Consider the following 21,732-nt stretch of genomic DNA (forward strand, 5'->3'; position numbering starts at 1 on the left):
GCATGCACCACAACGAACTTTCCGGCAAAAAAGTCCTGGTCACCGGCGGCAGCGGCTTCATCGCCTCGCACCTGTGCCGCCGTTTGATCGGCCTCGGGGCCGATCTCACCGTGACCACCAAGTACAACTCCCCCATGGACAACATCCGGCTGGCCCCCTTCTGGGACACCCTGAAGGTGATGGAAGCCGATCTGCGCAATCCCGATTCCCTGGCCCAGATCGCGGCGCTCAAGCCCGAGGTGGTGTACCATTTCGCGGCCTACAACCATGTGGGCGACAGCTTTCTGCACGTGAGCGAAGCGCTGGACTCCAACGCCAAGGGCACGGCCAACCTGATGGAGGCCTGGAAGGGCTACGAACGCTTCGTCTACATCTCCACCTCCGAGGTCTACGGCTACCAGGAAAGCGTCCCCTTCACCGAGACCATGCTGCCCCAGCCCATGTCGCCCTACTCCGTGGGCAAGTACGCCGGCGAACTCTTCGCCCGCATGAGCTGGCGTTCGCGCGGACTGCCCGTGGTGGTGCTGCGTCCCTTCAACGCCTTCGGCCCCTATCAGAGCCCCCGGGCCGTGATTCCCGAACTCATCCTCAAGTGCCTGCGCGGCGTGCCCGTGGAAACCACCGAGGGCAAGCAGACCCGGGAATTCAACTTCGTCGAGAACCTGGTGGACGGTTTCATCCTGGCCGCCACCTCGCCATCGGCCGTGGGCGAGATCGTGAACATCGGCTCGGGTCGGGAAATTCCCATCCGCGAACTGGTGACCAAAATCCACGAGTACACCGAGTCGACTTCCGACCTGCGCCTGGGCGCGCTGCCCTACCGGCCGGGCGAAATCTGGCGCATGTACGCCGACCACGCCAAGGCCGAAAAGCTCCTGGGCTGGACGCCCCAGGTCAGCTTCGAGGACGGCCTCAAGCGCACCGTGGCCTGGTTCCGCCGCTATATCGAGGTGATCGGCTCGCCCGACTCCCCGGTGGCCCAGCTAGGCAAATGACCGTTTCGCCTCCCGCCAGGCCCCGGCGAGTTCTGGTGACCGGGGCCGACGGCTTCGTGGGCCGGGCGGTCATGCATCGTCTGCGGTCCGAGGGGCTCGATCCCGTGGCCCTGCCCGGGATGCTGGCCGATATCGACACCTTCGGCCGCCCGGTGGACGCCGTGATCCACCTGGCGGCCGTTTCCCGTCCCGCCAGCTTCGCCGGACGCCCGGACGCCTGGGAAACCAACGTGGCCGGCACCCTGGCCGTGGCCAACTTCTGCCGACGCCTGGGCGTGGGCATGCTCTTCGCCTCCACCAGCGGAGTCTACGCCCGGCCGGACGCCCCCGAGCCCCTGTCCGAAACCGCTCCCCTGGCCCCGGCCTCGGACTACGCGGCCAGCAAACTGGTCGCCGAACAGGTGCTGGCCCGCCACTGTCGCGATGTGGGTCTGGCCTGCCTGGTCTTTCGCATCTTCAACCCCTACGGACCGGGCCAGGACGCGAGTTTCGCCGTGCCCAGCGTGGTGCGCGCCATCCAGGCGGGGCAGACCGTGCGCCTGGCCCAACCCGACGCGGTGCGCGATTTCGTGGCCGTGGACGACGTGGCCCAGGCCTTTGTCCAGGGACTTTCGGTCCTGACTCCGGGCGCGTGTCCGATCGTGAACGTGGGCAGCGGCTCCGGCGTGAGCATCCGCGAGCTTGCGACCATGGCGCAGCGGGTGCTCGGACGAAAGGCTGCCGTGGAGGTCGACCCGGCCGGAGCGGGCCTGGGCGGATGCGTTGTGGCCGACATCGCCCTGGCCGAGCGACTGTTTGGCTGGCGGCCCAGGACCGGACTCCTGGACGGGCTGGAACACATGGCCGTGTGCCAGGCCGGACGCCCCCCCGTTTCGGAAAGGGCCAAATGAAGGTCCTTCTCGTCAGCAAGGCCCAGACCGGCCAGCCCAGCGTGTTCGTGCGCGAGCAGGCCCAATCCCTGGCGGCGCGAGGCGTGGACACGGAATTTCTGCCCATCGACGGGTCCGGGCTCAAGCCCTACCTGACGCATCCTGTTCGCCTGGCCCGTCGGCTGGACCGGGGCGACGTGGACATCGTACACGCCTATTACGGCCTTTCCGGCCTGACCGCCCTGTTTGAAAGCCGCGTGCCCCTGGTGATGAGCTTTCTGGGCTGCGACTTCAACACCTGGACCCAGCGCCAGGTGGCCAAGGCCACCCTGTGCCGCAAGGCGGCCAAGTGCCTGTTCATGAGCCAGCGCATGCGCACGCTGGCCGGCCCCCTGCCCGGAGCCGAGGTGCTGCCCTTCGGGGTGGATCTGGACCGGTTCGCTCCCGCCGACCGCCAGGAGGCCAGAAGCCGGCTGGGCCTCAGCCCCGGCGGTCGCTACGTGCTCTTCGCGTCGTCCTACGACCGGCCGGAAAAAGACCCCGACCTGGCCCGGCGCGCCGTCGAGCGTTTGGGACCGGGCGGCCCCACCCTGCTCGAATTCAAGACGACCTATTCCCCGCGGGACGTGGTGGACCTGTACAACGCCTGCGACGCGCTGCTCATGACCTCCAAGCGGGAGGGATCGCCCCAGGTGATCAAGGAAGCCCTGGCCTGCGGCCTGCCCGTGGTTTCCACGCCGGTGGGCGACGTGGCCTGGGTGCTGGGCGATTCTCCGGGCTCGCGCGTGGCCGCCCCGGACCCCGCCGCCCTGTCCCAGGCCCTGGACGCGGTGTTGCGCGCGGGCGACCGGACCCACGGCCGCAAGCGCCTGCTCGACCTGGGATTGGACCTGCCCTCCACCGCCGCCCGCCTGGCCGGAATCTACCGCGAGGTGCTCCAGGCAACCAGCCGATAGCCGGGACGGCGAACCGGTTGGTTCCGCATTCGACCGCTTTGCCAGCGCTTTCCGACGACTCTCGACACCAAAACGCCCCGCCCGCGCGGATGCGGACGGGGCGTGCTTGCATGCTCCGGACACGGATCGGCGGAAATCCCTACTGCAGCGCCTCCCGCACGGCCGCGACCACCTTGTCGGTGTCGGCTTCGCTCAGGGCCGGATGCATGGGCAGGCTGAAGACGCGCCGCGCCGCGCGTTCGCTGTGGGGAAACGCACCCTCGGCGTAGCCCAACTTCGCGTAGGCGGTCTGCAGGTGCAGGGGCCGGGGATAGTAGATCATGGCGGGCACACCCCGGTCCTTGAGTCCGGCGATGATGCGGTCGCGCTCGTCGTGCAGCGCGCTGTACTGGGCCCAGGCGCTTCGCAGGCCGGCCGGAACCACCGGAGTTTCCACCAGCCCGGCCAGACCGGCCGAATACCTGGTCGCCGCCCGGTCCCGGGCCTCCAGCTCTTCGGGAAAGCCCTCCAGCTTGGCCAGCAGAATGGCCGCCTGAAGCGTGTCGAGCCGGGCGTTCAAGCCCACGCGCACGTTGTCGTACTTGTTCGAGCCCTGGCCGTGGACCCGCACCGACCGCATGGCCGCCGCCAATTCCGCGTCGTCGGTGAAGACCGCGCCGCCGTCGCCGTAGCAGCCGAGCGGCTTGGCCGGAAAAAAGCTCGTGGCCCCGCAGTGGCCGAGCGCTCCGGCCCGGCGGCCCTTGTACACGCCGCCGAACCCCTGGGCCGCGTCCTCCAGCAGGAAGAGCCCATGGGCCGCCGCCACGTCCATGAGGGGATCGGCGTCGGCGGGCAGGCCGAAGAGGTCCACGGTGACGACCGCCCGGGGCGTCAGGTGTTCGTACCCCGCCGGCAAGGGGTGGGCCTTGGGGTCGCGGGCCTTGAGCGCCTCCACGGCCCGGGCCAGGCTGGCCGGATCGATATTGAAGGTGGCGGGGTCGATGTCCACGAACACGGGCGTGGCCCCGAGCAGGGAAACCACCTCGGCCGTGGCGATAAAGGTGAAGGGCGTGGTGAAGACCGCGTCGCCCGGTCCCACGCCTTTGGCCATGAGCGGCAACAGCAGGGCGTCGGTGCCCGAGGCGCAACTCACGCAGTGGTCCATGGCGGTGAAGGCGGCCAAGGCGGCCTCCAGCTCGGCCACTTCGGGACCCATGATGAACTTGCCGTGGGCCAGGACGGCGTCCATGCGCCTGCGTATGGCGGGCTCCAGCTTGGCGAACTGGGCCGCGAGATCGATGAAGGGCATCATGATAGCGGTATCCTTAGTTTGTGGAAAGGGATCAGTCGGCCAGGGGGACCAAGCCGTCCGGGGTTTCCCGGTAGGCGCTCCCGCAGGCCTGGCAGGCCAGGTCCTCGCCCAGGCGCTCCCCGCAGGCGCACATCCAGCCCACGCGCCGGGCCGGATTGCCCACCACCAGCGCGTGGTCGGGCACGTCCGAGGCCACCACGGCCCCGGCCCCCACAAAGGCGTAGCGTCCCACGGTGCGTCCGCACACCACCGTGCAATTGGCCCCCAGCGACGCGCCTTTGCGCACCAGGGTGGGCCGAAGCTCGTGCATGCGGCTGACGAAGGCCCGGGGGTTCAAGACGTTGGTGAACACCATGGACGGGCCGCAGAACACATCGTCTTCCAGGGTGACGCCCTTGTATACGCTCACGTTGTTCTGGATCTTCACGCCGCGCCCGACCTGGGCGTCCGGCCCGATGACCACGTTCTGGCCCACGTTGCAGCCCTCGCCCAGAACGCTTCCGGGAAGCACGTGGGAAAAGTGCCAGATCTTCGATCCGGCGCCGATGCGTGCTCCGGCGTCCACCACGGCCGTGGGATGGACGAAGAAATCCCCGGCCGGTTTGTCCAGCGAGTCCAGACGCACGGCCGCGCCCTGGGTGTCCAGGGACTTCTGGGCGGCGTTGAGCACCCGCAACACCCGAAGCCCCTCCACCCCGTCGGTCAGCGGACGCCTTCCCGCCGCAACGCATTCGAGAAAGTGCCGGCACTCCAGGAGCAACGGTTCGTCCTGGGGCACGTCCACCAGCACGGGGCTGGCCTTGGTGGGCACGGGCATGGAGCCGTGCCACTTGATTTCGTGCGGAAATATCTGAAGCTTCTCGCCCCAGGGCAGGGTGTCGTCGAACACGGCCATCTGCCGGTCGCCCACCACCACGAGTTTCTGCTCCTTGAACGGGTGCAGCCAGGAAACGAACACGTGGGCCATCACCTTGTTGGGAAACTCCATGACCGATACGGTCACGTCCGCCACCCCGGAACTGAGAAACGTCCCGCCCGTGACCGACACGGTCAGCGGGTCCTCCCCCACCAGGCCCAGAATCATGGAGATGTCGTGCGGCGCGAAGGACCAGAGGATGTTCTCTTCCCGCCGAATCTTGCCCAGGTTCAACCGATTGGAATAAATGTAGTTGATCTTTCCCAGATCGCCGTCCAGGGCCATCTGCTTCAGGCGCACGTACATGGGATGGTACTGGAGCAGATGCCCCACCATGAGCGTCAGTCCCCTGGACCGGGCCAGGGCCTCCAGTTCGGCCGCTTCGGCCACGTCCAGGGCCATGGGCTTTTCCACGAACACGTGCTTGCCGGCCGAAAGCGCCTGGCGCACCAGGGAAGCGTGGGTCTCGGCCGGAGTCGCCACCACCACGGCGTCCACGTCCGGCCGGGAAATGGCCTCCACGGCGGACATGCAGGTCTGGACACCGGGCAGGGCTTTCCCGAAATTCTCGGCCACGTCGCCGTTTCTGTCGCATACCACCTTGAGCGCGCCCAGTTGCCCGAACACGCGCACCAGATTCTTGCCCCAATAGCCGGAGCCGATAACCGCCACGGAAATCTGTGTCATAGGTTTGTCGTTCCTGTATTTCTGGAGAATGCCGGTCAAGACGCCCGGAAAGCGCCCAAAGCGGCGATATGGCCGACCGGCGTGCGAACACGTCCGACTGTGCGGACATTTTTCGATTTTGGCAAGAGCGGCCGCCTGTGGCCTGCGCGGGCGCGGACGCGAATCCTCCCGCGCGTCTCCAAGCGCCCTCCTAGCAGCCCGCCCAAACAGTCGATTCTTGCAGCCTGTTCAAAAAACGTGCTGGCAAGGCGCGCAAAAAAATCAAGCCCGAAGCGTATTTGGCATCCGTTGAGGGGTTGCGTTTTTCGCAGCAACGCAGCCAGCAAGGATTTTTCATTAACAAGCTGCTAGGCCCCGGCTCGGCGACGCCTGGCCACACGCCACCAGAGGAACCAGAGCGACGTGGCCGCCAGAATGAAGGCCAGGCTCGCCAGCAGCATCTCGGCCACCTGCATGGCGCTTGTGTGGTAGGCGCTCACCAGGCCGGCGAACAAGGCCACGCCCAGGCCCTGCACCCACATGAACCCGAACTCGCCCCGGGCCTGAAAAAAGACGAAGAACACATTGGCCGTGGCCAAAAGGGCCATGGCCAGGCTGATGACGACCAGCAGGGGCGCGCTGGCCGCGTACTGCGCCCCGAACAAGATCGCCACCACGTACTTGGCTCCCACGGCGCAGCACAGGGCGTAGCCGCCGGCCAGGGCCACAGTGATGCCAAGCAAGATCCACAAGCCCTTCAGATTCTCCTCGCCGCTGGCCTGCTCCTGGGCCACGTTGGCGAAGAGCACGCTCAAGAGCACGTTGGGGCCGTAAAAGGCGATGCGACCGAGAATGGCGGCCGTGGAGTAGAATCCAGACTCCAGTTCCGAGCAGAAGTGACGCACGAGCACCAGGTCCAGGTTGTTCAGGCACATGGTGACGACGGAACTGACCACCAACGCGGCCGAGTAGCGCCCCACCTCGCCATGAAATCCCCGAGGCAGGGGCTCGGCCTGGACCGGATAGAGGTCGCGCAGGAAAAAGAAGGCCAGGGCCGCCTGACAGATCATGCCGGTCAAGCCGCAGAGCATGCCGCCGTACACGCCAAGGCCCATCCCCACTACCCAGACGAAGCTCGACGCCAGGCGCATGCCCGCGTTGCTGGCCCCGGCCAGTCCGTAGCCGGTGAACCGCTGCAAGCCCTGCAACATGCCCCAGGGCACCGGCAGGATCAGGGACACGGCCAGCATGGCCAGCATGATGTAGACCGGGGTCAAGGAGTCGAGATGGAGAAAGTTCCGCAGCAGAGGAGCCAGCCAGAAGCCGACGAATACGGCCAGGACCGAACAGAGGCAGGCGGTTTTGAGGGCGGCGCCGAACAGGCCGCGCACCCGGCCCATGCCCTCCAGGGAGAAGGCGGCGGTGAAGCGGGCCATGATGAGCGGCACGATACCCATGGGCGCGGCGATGATGACCGTGCTGGAATTGAGCGCGTTGAACGCGCCGAACTCGTCCGGGGTCATGGCCCTTCCGACCACCATCTGGAACAGATAGTTGAACAGGTTGCCGGAATTCATGAGCACGAGGATCACGAAATTCTGTCGAAGGAATCGGCTCACGCGTCCGCTCCGCTTGGTTGGCGCAGGTGGAGAAGAAGGGCCGCGAGCAGGAGCCAAAGACCGCCCAGGCCGCACAGTTCCGGGACCACGGGAGCGCCGGTCAGGCGAACGAGCGCCCCCAGGCCCACGAAAAACGCAAAACCCGCCAGGTAGAATCGTTCGGCCCGGGCAGTCAGGGCCCGACCCGGCGCGGGGTAGCGACCGAAAAAACCTCGGGCCAGGCGAAGCCTGGCGGAACGCCACAGGGGAACGGCCAGAAGCGATGCGGCGAACAGCGCGCCCCGTCCCGCTCCCGGCCCGAAAAACAACGCCATCGCGGCAAGAACCAGTCCGGCCAGGACCCAGCCCTTCCAGGCGAGCAGCGCGCCGGAAGCGGCGCGTTCGCGTCCGAGCCAATCGGCAAGCGTCCGGCCCGACCAGGACAACGCCGCGCCGGCCCGGCCCCGCCTCCCCGCCAGCCAGCACAGTCCCAGAAGCAGGGCGGCCTCGGCCAGGCGCAGCAGCATGGCTCCCTTGCCCGGCTTGGCCGGCGCGACGGGCAATTCCCGGCCAAGGGCCTCCAGCCGGGGACCGTCGGCGTCCGAAAGCATCAGGGCTTCCACCTCAAGCCAGGGATTGCGCGCGAATCGCACCCCCTCGCCGCCGGGCGCGAGCCTGGCCGCTCCCAGGGGAAGCCAGGTGTTGCGTTCGGCCATGGCCTTGGCCTGGTCCGCGCCGAGGCGGGAGAGAAAAACGGGGCGTCCGGCCAGGGTGAACAGGGGGTCCAGTTCCAGAAGGCGCGGCCAGGTGGCCAGAATCTCTCCCGAAACCCAGGCGTCGGTCACGGTCAGGGTCGCGCCCTCGGCCCCGCCGAGCAGGTTCACGGAAAACGTTTCCGGTGCGGTCGCCACCTCGCCGGACAGGCAGCGGGCGATGTTTGGCCCCAGCAGCCCCGGCAGAAAAAGGATCACGTCGGACTCGGGTCCCGGCAGGGCGATGCGCGAAACCGCTCCGGGCGTTGCGACCTGCAACCTGGGGGGCTGGTCGTTGACGGTCCAGGGTTTGGTGGACGCGTGCAGGCGCAGCCATTGGACGCAGAAGGGTCCGCCCGGCATGGCCAGGCCGACGTCGCGGTCGTCCTGCACGGTCACGGCCAGGGGGCGCGTCTGGTCCAGCAGGTAGGTGGCCGAAAAAAGCCCCGTCCGTGACGACCCTGCGGGCACGCGTTGCAGGCGCACCCGGCGCAAGGTGACGTCCAGGTCCTTGCCGTCAGTGAGAAAGCGCACCCGAATGCCCTCGATTCCGTCGGGCAGGGGTGGAAACACGGCCGGAAACCCCGGCTTGACGGCCACGCGGGCGACGATCCCCCCCCCGGCGTAGGCTTCGGCCTCCACGCCGGTGAGCCCCCGGGCGTTTGGCCCCAACTCCAGCCAGAGGCCGTAGCGGTCCCGGGAAGTCAGGGCAGCGTCGATGTTGAGTTCCAGGGTCACGCTTCCCTGGGCGCGCACCTCCAGCCCTTCCGGGGCCTGGCGAAACTCCAGCGGCCCCCCCTCGCCGAAAAGGGCGGGCGTGCCCATTCGCGCGTAGAGGGGTTGTTTCGTCTCGTCCAACCCCACCCGCCCAAGGATGGGGACGCTCCCCGCTTCGGGACCGGCCGGCGCCTTGGCGCCCAACCCCGCAAAGGACAAGCTCCAGACCGGTTCCTGGCTGACCAGCCCGTTTTCGTCCAACACGTCGCAGGTGACGCCAAGCGTGCGGCAACGCTCTTCCGTGGCCGCGAGCAGGGCCGGAATCTCGCGGCGCGGGGCCGTGCGCACCAGGCTGGCCGCCTCCAGGGACGCAAACGACGCGTCGCTGCGAACACCCGACCGGGAGCGCCCGTCCAAGGAGTCCCCGGCGCCCGCGGACCGGGTCGCGGAAGCGGCCTCCGCGAGCCCGGCCTGTACGGCCTCGACCCCGGTCACGGTCATGGAATCGTAGGGCGGCCTGGAAAGCGGCGCCAGATTCACCGTGAGTTCGTTTCGCCCGGTAAAAAGCTCGCGCGCCTGGGCGGGCAGCAGCCTGGGCAGGCCGTGGGAGGCCAGAAGTCCGGGCGGCAGTCCCGAGGGAGCGAACACGATGCGCTCCACGCCGGGTTCCGCCAGCACGGCGGCCTGGTCCTTTTTGAAAAACATCAGGGCGATTTCCTTGAGCAGAATGCTCCTGGCTCCGGGAAAACGCTCGGCCAGATGCCGTCCCACATAGAGGCGCAGCACCCTTCGGCCGTCGGGAAGATCGAAAAAGCGCTTGTTCAGGGCGTACCAGTCCAGCACCACGGTGCGCCGGGCATGGGCCGGGTCCGGGGCCACCACCAGGTTGACCTGCACGCTCTGCCCCCTGGCCAGCACCACGTCCACCGCGCCCACGCCCACCAGCTCCTTGCGGAAGCGGCGCTGCACGAAGGTGGAGAGACCGTCCTGCACGTAACGCCACACGGCGTCCGGGGCGCGGTCGAGAAACCGGCTCACCTGGTAGCGCAAGCTCTTTGCAGCCCAGTCCGCGCCGGCCACTTCCACGTGGTCCGCCTCGCGCCCGTCGGCCCAGGCCGCAGTGAGTTCGCCCACGGCCGCCAGCGGGTCCGAGGCGAAGACCGTCTCCCTGTCCAGCGTGGCCACCAGACCCAACGGCCCCTGGCCCGGACGGGAAGAACCGAGCGTGTCCAGACGCACCTCGCCGAACGCTCGGGGATCGACGCCTTGCAGGGCCTTCATCAGGGACCAGAGGCGCACGCCGTCCTGATCGCGCGGAATTTTGGGCAGGGCGAGAGCCCTTTCGGCCAGGACCTGGGCGTACGGGACCTTGCGCATGGAAAGTCGGGCGGAAAGATTCCCGGCGACCGCGGTCTCGCCCCCGGCGAAAAGATCCGGCGAAAGGACCAACGCGGCCGGCAACGCCTCCTGGCCGCAAAACGCCGGGCCCGGGTCCGCGCAAACAAGCGCCAGGACCAGCGCCACGGCCGCCAACAGGACCGGCCCGACGCGGGGCGGGGCAAAGGGCGACGGATTTCGCCGGGTCACGGCATGCTCCTCTGGAAGATGAAAAAGCCGTCGTCCTCGTGAATGACGTCGAAGTCCTTGCGCAGGCGGTCCACGGCGTCCTGAAACCGGGCCGCGACCTCCCGGTCGCGGCAGGAGCCGTCTCGCCATTCGCATCCCTTGTCCACCACGTACCAGGGGCGCTTCAGGTCCAGCACCACATATTCGGCCAGGCTTTCCACCACCGGAAACTCGGGCTTGCGGCCGGTGGAGGCGAAACGCCAGAACTGGGCCAGGGTCACGCCGTTCATGTTCTGGGCCCGGTGATCCTCAAACACGGCCAGGGGGAAACTGTTGGCAAAGTACCGGCTGGCCACCTTGCCCCAGTTCACGCTGTTCTGGCTCACCACCACCACGGTGGGGTCGGAGGGCAACAGGGATTCCATGGCCCGGATCATCCGCGTATCCCGCTCGGTGGGAAAGTGGCCGCGCATGTCTCCCCGCCAGAAGGGGGCGGAAAACGGAGAAAGCGACAGCAAAACATGGCCGACCACCAGGACCAGCAGCACAAGACCGGCCAGGCGGTCGGTGCGCCAGCCCTGGTCCTGGGCGAACTGGCGGACCGGGGGCAAGGCCCGGGCAAAGGCGTAGAGCAACGGGGCGATGGCCCCCGCCGTGTAGTGGTTGGCGTAGGAATAGTAGTCCGGGCGCGAGGAAAGAAGCGACAGGGCCAGGGGGGCGGCCGCCACCACCAGCACGCGCGGCGCCAAAAGCGGCAAAAAGCACAACGCGCCGAACAACGCCCCCAGGTAGCGCAGCTTCTTGGGGTCGCCCAGACAGTGGGCGAACGTGTCCAACGGATGAAAGAGCAGATGGAAGAATTTGTTGAAAAGCCCTCCCGAGCCCAGCCAGGCGAAAGCGCCGGCGTCCAGGCCAACGCCCGAGTCCATGGTGAAAAACGGAATGACCTTGGCCGTGGACAGCCAGAACCAGCACAACCCCGTCAAAAAGACGAACATTCCGGCCCCGCGACCGTTGCGGCCCAGGACCATGTACACCCCGCAGGCAGCGGTTTGCAGGGCGAAGGTTTCCTTGACCAGGCAAAGCGACAGGGCGGCCAGGGAGGCGAGAAAGATACGGTCGTCCTCCTCGCAAAAGAAAAAGGCGAAGGTCAGGGGAACCACCAGGTGGTCGGGATGGAAATCGAACAGTCCGTTTCGCCACACCGCGAAATAGAGCGTGTAGGCCACGGCCGTCAGCACTCCGCAGCGCCTGGCCAGAAAGGGAATCGGCGCGGCCAGGGCCAGGGCCTGGGCCACCATGAGTCCCAGGGGGTCCAGCCAATCGGGCAGGATGCGCACCACCCAGGAATACAGCCACAAAATCGGCTGCACATGGCCCGAGAACATGCGCCACCACTCGCCTCCCGGCCCGATGGCCGTGAGGTTGCACACGAAGATGCCCAGATCGAACACGGTGGAGTTGAGCGAAAGATACCGCAGGCAGGCCACGCCGGACAGCGTGCCGAAGAGGACGAGCGCCAGGGTCCAGGGCCAGCGCGACACCTTGACCGGCAAAATCCCCCACTGGGCCACGGCTAGGACCTCCTCCGCGCCAGCGCCGCCACGCCCAGGCCGGCCAAGGCCAGAAGGCTCAGGCCCGCCGTGCAGGCCGACACCGCCAGGCCCAGCAGATAAAAGCGCTGGGGCCGAAATTCGAGAATCAGTTCCAGGTCCACGCCGCCGGACGGGTTTTCCCGCACGTAGCTCCACTCCCGGTCGCCCAGGCAGGCGAGCAGGTTCGGGTCCACCCACCAGAGATTGGCGTAACCGTTGGCCTGCCAGTGCAGGATCTCGGGCCAGGCCAGGGCCAGGTTCCGATCCGCGCCCTCGACCTTCCAGGACGACGGATCAAGGGGCGCATCCACGGAACCGGAGGGGCTCGCCGGGACAAAGGAGCCCTCTTTCCAGGTGGCGCCCAGGGGAACCTGCGGCAGGTTGTCGTTTTGCAGACTGGTCCGCACCCGCTTGGACACAAAATCCACCATAAACCGCGTGGTGTCGCGGCCCATCACCCGCCCTGCCGGGCCGTAACGGGCCGTGACCCGGGTTTTTTCCCGGCCGTCGCCCAGGGTGGAGACGAATCCTTGCCGCACGTACCCGGCCAGTTCCTCGGAATCGGCCTGATCCCGGGCGTTGTCGGGAAAGACCCGGTAGTGCTCGAGGAGCGCCCCGGCGTCCGGCGGAGCCTCCTTGGCCACGGGCACCAGATAGGCCTTCCAGCCGGGGTGAAACGTCTCCTGGAACAACAGGGGAAAGCCCTCCCGCACCCCGGTCAGGCGCACCCGGCAGGTGGTGGGGCTTTGGCGGCGAAACTCCAGGCCCGGAGGCGACCCTTCGGCCCCGGCATAGACGACGGTCTGCGTGTTGCCGCGTCGCGACGCCAGAAAAAAGCGCTCGGGATTCTTGCCCAGGATGCCTTCGAGCAGGCCCAGAAACCGGGCGTCTCCTCCCGCGGACACCATGGCCTGCCCCTGTTTCCAGACGGGCAAGCCGGCCAGGTCGGGCAGGACCCGGGCCACGGTGTTGCCGCCCGAGTCCGAAACGTCGGCCACGGCCAGCAGTTTGGTCCCGGCCATGACTTCGGGACAGGCTTCGGTGTTATAGTAGAGGTCCACGGTGGAGAACCGGGTCACGCGCTCCAGTCCTTGCTGCAAGGCAAGGGCCCGGTCGAGCACGGGCTTGTAGTTCTTGAACCCGTCCACCATGGGCAGCCCTTCGTAATCGGGCTGAAAGTCCTGGTAGGAGACGAAAAAGTCGTAGTGGGGATAGACCAGCCACTTCACCGAGGCCAGGCCGAAAAGGCGGGCCAGGTGGTCGCTGGGCTGGGGGGCGAACATGGTCTTCATGATCTCGGCCCCCAGGGGGTTGTTGTAAAAGGCCAGAAAAAACGGCTTGGGCGAGTAGGCCGAGGTCCACTCGTAGCTGAAGGGGCTGTCGCCCGGCCAGCTCACGCCCACGGGCGGCAGGTAGCTCACCCGGCAGGCGCTGCGCTGGTCGCGCAAAAAGGCGTACACGGCCGCGTCGTCGGAGTGGATGGGCGTGAACTTCACGGCCAGGGGCTGGGGAACGCTGTCCTTGGGCGCGTGGGCCACCAGTTTCTGGCCCAGCCAGGGCGAAACGAAGACCAGCACCACGGCGGCCAGGCCCGCGCGCAGGGCCAACCGGCGTTTGGGGCTTACGTCGCGTTCCCAGGCCTGGGGCAGTTGGAAGGCCAAGGGGGCGTAGGCCGTGACGATGAGCGGCAGCCAGCGGGTGGTGTTGGAAAAGGCCGCGAACAAAATGGGCGCGAACGTCTTGAGCGCCCCCTGGTAGAGCGCCCAGCCCATGGGCGTGCGCGAGCCGCACACCAGCACCACGCCCACCAGGGCCACCAGGTACAGGGCCGGGACTTCGGGCCTTGCTCCCCGGACGGCGAAGGCCCCCAGGGCCAGGCAGGCCAGGGTCAGCGAGGCCAGAATCCAGAGCGGACGCAGGCCCCGGGGCGCGGGAAAGGCGTATTCGGTATCCATGCCGGGACGCAGGTCCAAAAGCACGGCCGACTCCACGGGCTGGCTGGTGCTTTGATGAAAGCGTTCGCGCATGGGCAGTTCGGTATCCACGGTGACCTCGCCCTTGGCCGAGGCTGAAAGCCCCCACCCGTGGCTGATGGCGCCGCGGCTCAGGTAGTCGCCCAGAAACGGGGCCATGAAGTGGATGTTCATCAGCAGGGCCAGGCAAAGGGTCAGGGCGAAGCCCAGGGTCAGTTTGCGCCGATTGGGTCCCTTGGCCAGGAAAAACAGCCAACAAAGCCCCAGGGTCACGGCCGAGCCCACGCCCACGCTGGGATGCAGGGAGGTCAGCCCGAGCAGGAGCCCGCAGCCCAGAACCGAGGCCGCGCTCAGGCTTCCGGCCTCGCGCACCGTGCGCACCCAGGCGAAGAACACGCGCAAGAGCAGGGGGATGAGGGCGTATCCGGCCAGCATGGGCATGTGTCCGGCCACCACCCGGCTGAAGGTGTAGGGCGACAGGGCGTAGAAGATTCCCGCCAGGGCGGACCAGAACCAGTTCAGGCCCAGATAGCGAGCCAGGGGCAACATGGCCAACCCCGAAGCGGTGACGAAGACGAAGGGCAGGGCTTTGGACATGACCTCGCCCCCCACGACGGAAAAGGGGGTGATGGCCAGCCAGTAGAGCAGTTCCAACTTGAAGTAGTGGTAGCGCCCGGTCTCGAAGTAGGCGTCCCAGGTGGAGAAGTGGTTGGCGGCCATGGCCTGGAACTGTTCGGCGAAGTTGGGCACGCCCCAGTCCCAGGTGTGGCCGGCGATGCCGTGCGCCCCGAACATGGCCGCGAAGCCGGCCAGGGCGCACCCCGCCACGGCCGCCGCGGCCAAGAACATCTTCCCCCTGTCTCCCATGGATTCAGGTGCGCAAGGTCTTGTCGAAGACGCCGTCCAGAATGGCGGACCAGCTGTAGCCCTTCATGTAGTCCAGGGCGTTTTGACGCATGGCCAGCCACGTCTCGGGGTCTTCGAACACGGACGAGACGGCCGCCACCAGGCTCTCCACGGTGTAGTCGCAGACCACGCCGGCCGACAGGGCCGCCACGTCCTTGTGGATCTCGGGCACCGGGGTGATGACCACGGGCAGGCCGCAGGCCAAATAGTCCTTCACGCGGCTGGGATCGGCCCACTGGGAAAGGTTGTTTTCCATGGGCTTGTACAGGGCCAGGCTCAGGTCGTAGGCCGGCAGCATGGCCAACACTTCGTCATGGGGCTTGGCCCCGTGCAGGATCACCCCGTGGCCCAGGGCCGCCAGGCGCGGCTCGTAGGGTTTGTAGACCACGCCGTCCTCCACGGCGTCGTGGGGGGTCTTGCCGATGACGTGCAAGGTGAGGTCGGGAAAGCGCGCCTTGAGCGCCGGATAGGCCTCGATCACCAGATCCACGCCCTTGGACGGGGCCAGCGCGCCCAGAAGCACCAGTTCGCGCGGGGTCTTGCCCCTCTTGTCGGGCAGGACGATCTTTTCGAGCTCCACGCCGACGGGAACCAGGATGTTCTTCGCCTCGGGCAGCCCCTGGGAACGGCGCACGTCCTGGATACGGGGCGAAATGTTCCACGAGGCGTCGCAAAAGCGCACGCAGAAGCGGTCGAGAAAGTGGTAGAAGGCGTTGAGCGCCTTGTTGGCGAAGCGTTCGGGCATCCAGTCGATGGTGTAGAAGGCCACTTTGTCCACCCGGCCGAGCCACTTGAGCCAGATGCCCATCACGGCGTTCAGGGGGTCCGCGCCGACGTAGAGTTCGTAGCGCCGCCCCAGCCTGAGGAAAAACCACAGGGTGAGCAGCGCGTCCTTCACATAGGTGGCCAGGCCGGGCAGGTTCCAGCCCACCAGGCGCTTTTCGCGCACCAGTTTGCCGTCGGCGTAGTCCTTCATTCGGGAGCGACGATCCGCGCAGTAGTGAAATGGATGGTAGATGACGCCCAGATGGTCACAGCGCTTGGACAAATAGCTCTCCACCGCCTCGGAGGGGCCGGAGAGGTCGGTCACGTGGCTGACCAGGATGACAGAGGAAAACCGCATGCGCCCTACCCGCCGAAACGCGGCTCGCAACGCAGCGAGCCCAGATGTTCAAGGTACCACCGGTAGGTGTCGGCCACGCCCTGGCGCAGGGGGATGGTCGCCTTCCAGCCCAGGGCGCTCAGCCGCGACACGTCCAGGAGCTTGCGCGGCGTGCCGTCGGGCCGGCTGGTGTCGAAGACCACCTCTCCCTGGTAGCCCACCGCGTCGGCCACGGTGCGGGCCAGCTCGGCGATGGTCACTTCCTCGCCCGTGCCCACGTTGACGATGGCTTCGTCGTCGTAGTGCTCCAGGCAGAAGGCGATGGCCCGGGCGCAGTCGTCCACGTGCAGAAATTCGCGTCGGGCCCCGCCCGTTCCCCAGACCGCCACCTCCGACGCGCCGGAGGCCTTGGCCTCGTGGAAGCGACGCAGAAGCGCCGGCAGCACGTGGGAGTTTTCCAGGTCGAAGTTGTCGCCCGGGCCGTAGAGGTTGGTGGGCATCAGGCTCACGGCGTTGAATCCGTACTGGCGGCGATAGGCCTGGCAGGTCTTGATGCCGGCGATCTTGGCCACGGCGTACCACTCGTTGGTGGGCTCCAGCGGGCCGGTGAGCAGGGCGTCCTCGCGCATGGGCTGGGGGGCCATCTTGGGATAGATGCACGACGACCCCAGAAACACGAGCTTTCGCACCCCGGCCTTGTAGGCCTCGTCGATGACGTTGCACTGGATAATGCAGTTGTTCCAGATGAACTCGGCCGGATAGGTGTCGTTGGCGTGGATGCCCCCCACCTTGGCCGCGGCCAGCACCACGGCGTCCGGGCGCACGTCGGCGAAGAACGCGCGCACGGCGTGCTGGTCGGTGAGGTCGAGTTCCCGGCGGGTTCGGGTGACCAAATCCTGCGCGCCTTGGGCTTCCAGGGCGCGCACCACGGCGGAGCCCACAAGACCCTTGTGCCCCGCGACGAATATTTTGTGGTATTTCACGAGATTCTCATCCGATTGCTAGAAGACGCGCCCGGCTTTACCACGCCGGACTCCGCTTGGCTAGGCGGGCAGAAGGCATCCCGCGGCCTGGCAAAAGGCCCGGTGCCGGGCGTCATAGGGGGGATGGCTGAAAAACGCCGACCCGGAAACGAGGATGTCCGCGCCGGCGTCCACCAGCTCGCGGGCATTGTCCAAAGTGACGCCGCCATCCACCTGGATGCGGGCGGAAAGCCCCCGGTCCGCGATCATGGCCTTGAGGGCCCGGACCTTTTCCAGACAGAACGGAATGAACTTCTGCCCCCCGAAACCGGGGTTGACGCTCATGACCAGCACCATGTCCAACTGGGGCAACAGGTACTCCACGGCGGAAAGCGGCGTGGCGGGATTGAGGGCCACCGCCGGCTTCGCGCCCAGGCGGGCGATTTCGGCCACGGCGCGCTCCAGGTGCGCGGTGGCTTCGGCATGCACGCACACCAGATCGGCCCCGGCGTCCACGAACTCGGCCAGGTAGCGTTCCGGCCGTTCGATCATGAGATGCACGTCGAAAAAAAGCTTCGAAACCTTGCGCAGGCTGGCGATGACCACCGGCCCCACGGTGATGTTGGGAACAAAGGCCCCGTCCATCACGTCCCAATGGACCCAGGGGATGTGCGCCGCCTCCAGGGCGGCCAGTTCCTCGCCCAGGCGGGAGAAGTCGCTGGAAAGAAGCGAAGGGGAAAGTATCACGCCCGGTCCTCCATGGCGAAATCCACCTTGATCTTGAAAAGTTTTTCTGCCGGCAGGTTGAGCGCCTCGATGCCGGTTTTGGCGGCGATGTCGGCCAAAACCACGCGCACGGCCTCCATGTCGGGTCCGATGCAGGTGAACCAGACGTTGTAGACGTTTTCGCGCAGATAGTTGTGGGTCACGCCGGGGTGACGGTTCACTTCGGCCACAAAGGCCTCCACCCGGTCCCAGGGAACCCTGGCCGCGCACAGCGTGGACTGCCAGCCCAACCTCCCCGAGCTGAAATTGGCCCCCACGCGCCGGATGACCCCGCGCGCCTTGAGCGCGCGCACCCGGCCCAGCACTTCGGCCTCGGTCAGGCCCACCTGACGGCCCACCGCTTCGTAGGGCCGGGAAACCAGGGGGTAATTCGACTGAATGATGTCGAGAATCTTGCGGTCGAGCGCATCCATGCCGGGGTGATAGCCCATGGCGGCCCGGATGTCATCCGCGACCCGGCTCAATTCCCCGGGTTCACGGCGCCCGCGCGGCCTGCCCGCCCCCGGTTCGCATCCGGTTCGGACCCGGTTCGAACCCGGTTCGGCCTCGGCCGGGGCGAGCCTTCGGTTTCCCGCCCCGGCGCTCCGCGTTGCCGGCCCGGCCCTCCCCAAATAGACCCCGCGGGGGAAAAGGCTTCCCCTTGCGGCAGGCACGCGCCCTGGCCCGCGCTACTGTCCGGCTTCCAGCTCGCCCAGCGCGACGAGCTCCCGGCTCAGGGAATCGAGCAGGCGATAGGCTTCCCTGGGCGCGGGGGGAGCGGTTTCGCCGCCGGCTCCCAGGGCGCGTTCGAGTTGCGCGCCCAGCGAGTTGACGGCCTTGGCCCCGAAAGCCATGGACGTGCCCTTGATGTCGTGGGCGGCCCGCGCGGCCTCGTCGAGTTCGCCCCGGCCCAGGGCCTGGCGCAACTGGCCCATGCGCTCCCGCACGAAGCGGATGAAATCCTTGATCAGGGGACGGTAGGCCTCCTGGATCTCCGGCGCCGGCGCGCCCTGGTCCCGGGCCGCTCCCGGCACGTAGAGGCACAGGGTTTCTATCAGGCTGGAAAGATGCACGGGCTTGGCCAGGTAGCCGGTCATGCCCGCCCGGAGAAACCGTTCCCGGTCCCCGGGCATGGCGTAGCCGGTCAGGGCGATGACCGGAAGCCTGGCGCAACCGGGTCCGCACTCTCCCCGGCGAATGCGCCCCACCGCTTCCAGGCCGTCCATGCCGGGCATCTGCACGTCCATGAACACCAGATCGAAGGGCTCGTTCTTGAGCATCTCCAAGGCCTGGAGCCCGCCCGAGGCCACGCGCACCGTATGGCCCTGGCTTTCGAGGAACTCCTGGAACACGTGGCTGTTTATGGGGTTGTCCTCGGCCACCAGCACCCGCGCCCCCTGGGGGGGCGGTCCGGGCCGGGGGAGACGGGGCTTGGCGATCGGCGTCTTCTTGACCGCCAGGCCGAACACCGCCGTAAAATGGAAGGCGCTGCCCTGGCCGGGCGTGCTGTCCACCCAGACCTCGCCGCCCATGAGCACGGCCAGGTCGCGGCACAGGGCCAGGCCCAGTCCCGCCCCCTGAAAGGCCTTGGAAAGCGAGGCGTCCCCCTGGTGAAAGCTCTCGAAAATCCGCGCGGCGTCCTTTCTGGCCACGCCGATGCCCGTGTCGCGCACGGTGAAATGCAGACGCACCTTGTCGGGCGCCACCTGGGCGGTGGTCACCGCGAAACTCACCTGGCCCTTGGCCGTAAACTTCACCGCGTTGCCCAAAAGATGCGACAACACCTGGCGCAACCTGCCCGCATCGCCCACCAGCTTGGCCGGCAGATCGGGGGGGATGTCCAGGGTCAGGGCCAGTCCCTTTTCCTTGCAGGCGGCCAGGAAGGGGGTCAACGCGTGGTCCAGGGCCGAGGCCAACACGAAGGGCTCGCTGTCGAGCACCAGGGCGCCCGACTCCATGGCCGAGAGGTCCAGCACGTCGTCGACGATGTTGAGCAGCGCCCTGGCGGACTGGGCGATCAGGTTCAGGTGGCCGGCGGTCTTTTCCGGCTCCGCGATGTGGTGCGACAGTTCGGCCAGGCCCAAAATGGCGCTGATGGGCGTGCGCAATTCGTGGCTCATGTTGGCCAGCAGTTCGGTCTTGGCCCGGTTGGCCGCTTCCGAGGCCCGGGCCGATTCGCGCAGGGCCTCCTTGGCTCGGGTCAGGCGCGTGACCTCCATGGAGATGGAGCCCACGGCCTCCAGGTTGCCGTCCTCGTCGTAGAGGGGAAACTTGACCGTGTGGAAATGCCTGCGCTCGCCCTGGAAATCCCCGTACTGCTCCATGGCGATGGGCGCTCCCTGTCCGGCCTTGCCCACGAAATGGGGAAACTTGGCCGACTCCGCGGGAAAGACCTCCTCCACCGAACGTCCCACGGCCTCCTCGGCGCGCAACCCGGTGATCTCCTCCCAGGCGCGGTTGACCAGGCGCAGCCTGCCGTCAACCCCGGCCACATGCACCGCGGCGGGAATGTTCTCCAGCAGGCGGTTCACCAGCCGTTGCGAGGCGCGCAGGTTCTCCTGGGCTTTTTTGAGCACGCTCACGTCGCGCGTGACGCCCACCACGCAGGGGTGCCCCCGCGTGTCCAGGTACAGGTTCTTTTGCGTAAGGATGAAACGGGTCCCGCCCTCGGCCGGGGTGACGGTCTCCTCGACGGTGTTCCCGCGTCCCGTGCGCAGCACCTCGTCGTCGTTGGCCTGGAACATGCGGGTCTGTTCGGGGGGAAAGAAATCCGTGTCGCGCCTGCCGATCACGTCCTCCCGGCCCGCGCCGAGGAGGTCGCACAGGGCCCGGTTGACGTACAGGAAACGATGCTCGGGATCCTTGACGAAAATGGGGTCGCTTATGCCGTCGAGAATGTGGGAGAAGAAATCCTTGGCTTCCCTCAGGGCGGCGTTTTCCTCTTCCAACGCGCGGACGCGCTCGGCCAGGGCTTGTTCGCCGACGCTGGCGAACGGCGCGGCCGCGCGGGATGGGGCCTCGGGATGACTCATGACATGGCCTCTGGACGCCGGGGGCTTGTCAGCTTGTTGAACACTCCCCGCCGGCTGCGCCCGCTTCAGGAAAGTCTCCCCCGCGACGGATTGCGATCCGCTTCGGGCTTGCCTTTCTTTCACGCCTTGCCGGAGAGTTTCTTGAACAAGCGGCAAGGATCGACTGCTTCAACGGCCGGCTCTTCGCCGTCCTCTCCTCGGGCTCGCGGCCGGAGGAAAGGACGCGAAACACGACGAGGACTATTGCACCACCTGGTACGACATCACTTCGGGACGATGGAAGTAAAACTCCACCCGACGGTTCAGGGCGTCGCTTTCCGGGGTAAAGGAAGGCGCGAGAGGTCTGGTGTCGGCGTAGGCCAGGCAGCGCAGCCGGGTGGGACTGATTTCCTGGTCAGTCAAGATGGCCCGCGCGGCCGCGGCGGCCCTGGCGCCGGAAAGCTCCCAGTTGGAAGGGAAGGGCCCGCCCCGGTATTCGCCTGGCAGGGCGTGGCCGCGCACCACCAGATAGAGGTTGTAGGTGCGCAAAATGCGCTGCACCTCGTGGATGACCTTGAGCGCCTCGGTGGTGAGCACGGCCGAGCCGGGTTTGAACATGACGTCGTTGTTGACCCGCAACAGCACGCCGGTATCGTCGGAGCTCACGCCGGAGCTGTTCTTGAGCAACGGATCGTCGGTGATGATCTTTTTCAGGCGCACGGCGATGTTGTAACGCATGGCCTGCTCTTCGGAGAGCTTGGAGGGCGAGGTGGTGGAGCTCGACACCAGGGGATTGTTGGGATCAATGGCCCGGGTGGAGTGCTTGCTTTCGGTCTTGAAGTAGGTTTCCAGGGATTTCTGCACGTCCTTGGGCACGATGCCGAGAATCCACATGAGCAGGAAAAAGGCCATCATGGCGGTAACGAAGTCCGCGTAGGCCACTTTCCAGCTTCCGCTGTGGACGACCTGGTGCCGCCTGGCGGCGCCGACGATGCGTGGAGCGCTTTTGGTGCTCTTGGCCACGGTGTAGGCCTCCGACGAGGCGACGGGTGAAACGGTTTCGCTTTCCGGCCGGGCGACGCCCTCGCGTCA

Annotated in this window: 15 protein-coding genes; 3 read left to right on the forward strand and 12 right to left on the reverse strand. The window is 67.1% G+C overall.

What is annotated here, in order from left to right; genetic code table 11:
- Window positions 1-2: 2 nt before the first annotated feature.
- From ACYQ01_RS08990 to ACYQ01_RS09000, 3 genes are read left to right on the forward strand one after another with little or no spacing between them, the layout of a single operon-like run.
- Complete coding sequence (locus ACYQ01_RS08990) at window positions 3-995, forward strand: NAD-dependent epimerase/dehydratase family protein (protein WP_459933501.1); 993 nt, start codon at window positions 3-5, stop codon at window positions 993-995.
- A complete protein-coding gene (locus ACYQ01_RS08995; protein ID WP_459933502.1) occupies window positions 992-1,885 on the forward strand; it encodes an NAD-dependent epimerase/dehydratase family protein in 894 nt (297 codons plus the stop codon). Before ACYQ01_RS08990 ends, ACYQ01_RS08995 begins: the two co-directional genes overlap by 4 nt.
- A complete protein-coding gene (locus tag ACYQ01_RS09000; RefSeq protein WP_459933503.1) occupies window positions 1,882-2,820 on the forward strand; it encodes a glycosyltransferase family 4 protein in 939 nt (312 codons plus the stop codon). Before ACYQ01_RS08995 ends, ACYQ01_RS09000 begins: the two co-directional genes overlap by 4 nt.
- A gap of 139 nt (window positions 2,821-2,959) precedes the next feature.
- Here the strand turns inward: ACYQ01_RS09000 and ACYQ01_RS09005 are convergent, their stop codons facing one another.
- The 12 genes from ACYQ01_RS09005 to ACYQ01_RS09060 form a co-directional block, all read right to left on the reverse strand.
- On the reverse strand, window positions 2,960-4,114 hold the full coding sequence (locus ACYQ01_RS09005) for a DegT/DnrJ/EryC1/StrS family aminotransferase (RefSeq protein WP_459933905.1): 1,155 nt from the start codon (window positions 4,112-4,114) through the stop codon (window positions 2,960-2,962).
- Between the two features lie 28 nt (window positions 4,115-4,142).
- Window positions 4,143-5,714 (reverse strand): Gfo/Idh/MocA family oxidoreductase, encoded by a 1,572-nt coding sequence (locus ACYQ01_RS09010; RefSeq protein ID WP_459933504.1) that lies wholly within the window; start codon window positions 5,712-5,714, stop codon window positions 4,143-4,145.
- 347 nt (window positions 5,715-6,061) lie between these two features.
- A complete protein-coding gene (locus tag ACYQ01_RS09015) occupies window positions 6,062-7,312 on the reverse strand; it encodes an MATE family efflux transporter (RefSeq protein WP_459933505.1) in 1,251 nt (416 codons plus the stop codon).
- Window positions 7,309-10,347 (reverse strand): hypothetical protein, encoded by a 3,039-nt coding sequence (locus tag ACYQ01_RS09020; protein ID WP_459933506.1) that lies wholly within the window; start codon window positions 10,345-10,347, stop codon window positions 7,309-7,311. Before ACYQ01_RS09020 ends, ACYQ01_RS09015 begins: the two co-directional genes overlap by 4 nt.
- On the reverse strand, window positions 10,344-11,900 hold the full coding sequence (locus ACYQ01_RS09025) for a DUF2079 domain-containing protein (protein WP_459933507.1): 1,557 nt from the start codon (window positions 11,898-11,900) through the stop codon (window positions 10,344-10,346). Before ACYQ01_RS09025 ends, ACYQ01_RS09020 begins: the two co-directional genes overlap by 4 nt.
- Before the next feature lie 2 nt (window positions 11,901-11,902).
- Window positions 11,903-14,743, reverse strand: coding sequence for a hypothetical protein (locus tag ACYQ01_RS09030; RefSeq protein WP_459933508.1), 2,841 nt, complete (start codon window positions 14,741-14,743; stop codon window positions 11,903-11,905).
- Between the two features lie 22 nt (window positions 14,744-14,765).
- Window positions 14,766-15,923, reverse strand: a complete 1,158-nt coding sequence (locus tag ACYQ01_RS09035) for a glycosyltransferase (protein WP_459933509.1) — start codon at window positions 15,921-15,923, stop codon at window positions 14,766-14,768.
- A gap of 5 nt (window positions 15,924-15,928) precedes the next feature.
- Window positions 15,929-16,885, reverse strand: a complete 957-nt coding sequence (gene fcl / locus ACYQ01_RS09040) for a GDP-L-fucose synthase (protein WP_459933510.1) — start codon at window positions 16,883-16,885, stop codon at window positions 15,929-15,931.
- Window positions 16,886-16,945: 60 nt separating this feature from the next.
- Window positions 16,946-17,611 (reverse strand): ribulose-phosphate 3-epimerase, encoded by a 666-nt coding sequence (gene rpe / locus ACYQ01_RS09045; RefSeq protein ID WP_459933511.1) that lies wholly within the window; start codon window positions 17,609-17,611, stop codon window positions 16,946-16,948.
- On the reverse strand, window positions 17,608-18,063 hold the full coding sequence (gene ahbA, locus ACYQ01_RS09050; RefSeq protein ID WP_459933906.1) for a siroheme decarboxylase subunit alpha: 456 nt from the start codon (window positions 18,061-18,063) through the stop codon (window positions 17,608-17,610). The genes rpe and ahbA overlap by 4 nt, the downstream gene beginning before the upstream one ends.
- 255 nt (window positions 18,064-18,318) lie before the next feature.
- Window positions 18,319-20,661, reverse strand: coding sequence for a PAS domain-containing protein (locus ACYQ01_RS09055; protein WP_459933512.1), 2,343 nt, complete (start codon window positions 20,659-20,661; stop codon window positions 18,319-18,321).
- Window positions 20,662-20,901: 240 nt separating this feature from the next.
- Window positions 20,902-21,663 carry an OmpA/MotB family protein gene (locus tag ACYQ01_RS09060; protein WP_459933513.1) on the reverse strand — a complete coding sequence of 254 codons (762 nt, stop codon included), beginning with the start codon at window positions 21,661-21,663 and terminating at the stop codon, window positions 20,902-20,904.
- Window positions 21,664-21,732: the final 69 nt, after the last annotated feature.

Source organism: Fundidesulfovibrio butyratiphilus, assembly GCF_054657235.1.

What these genes read in the sequence shown, in the direction of transcription:
- ACYQ01_RS08990 (WP_459933501.1), top strand. Translation starts at nt 3, where the DNA reads ATGCACCACAACGAACTTTCCGGCAAAAAAGTCCTGGTCACCGGCGGC.
- ACYQ01_RS08995 (WP_459933502.1), top strand. Translation starts at nt 992, where the DNA reads ATGACCGTTTCGCCTCCCGCCAGGCCCCGGCGAGTTCTGGTGACCGGG.
- ACYQ01_RS09000 (WP_459933503.1), top strand. Translation starts at nt 1,882, where the DNA reads ATGAAGGTCCTTCTCGTCAGCAAGGCCCAGACCGGCCAGCCCAGCGTG.
- ACYQ01_RS09010 (WP_459933504.1), bottom strand. Translation starts at nt 5,714, where the DNA reads ATGACACAGATTTCCGTGGCGGTTATCGGCTCCGGCTATTGGGGCAAG.
- ACYQ01_RS09030 (WP_459933508.1), bottom strand. Translation starts at nt 14,743, where the DNA reads ATGTTCTTGGCCGCGGCGGCCGTGGCGGGGTGCGCCCTGGCCGGCTTC.
- ACYQ01_RS09035 (WP_459933509.1), bottom strand. Translation starts at nt 15,923, where the DNA reads ATGCGGTTTTCCTCTGTCATCCTGGTCAGCCACGTGACCGACCTCTCC.
- ahbA (WP_459933906.1), bottom strand. Translation starts at nt 18,063, where the DNA reads ATGGATGCGCTCGACCGCAAGATTCTCGACATCATTCAGTCGAATTAC.
- ACYQ01_RS09055 (WP_459933512.1), bottom strand. Translation starts at nt 20,661, where the DNA reads ATGAGTCATCCCGAGGCCCCATCCCGCGCGGCCGCGCCGTTCGCCAGC.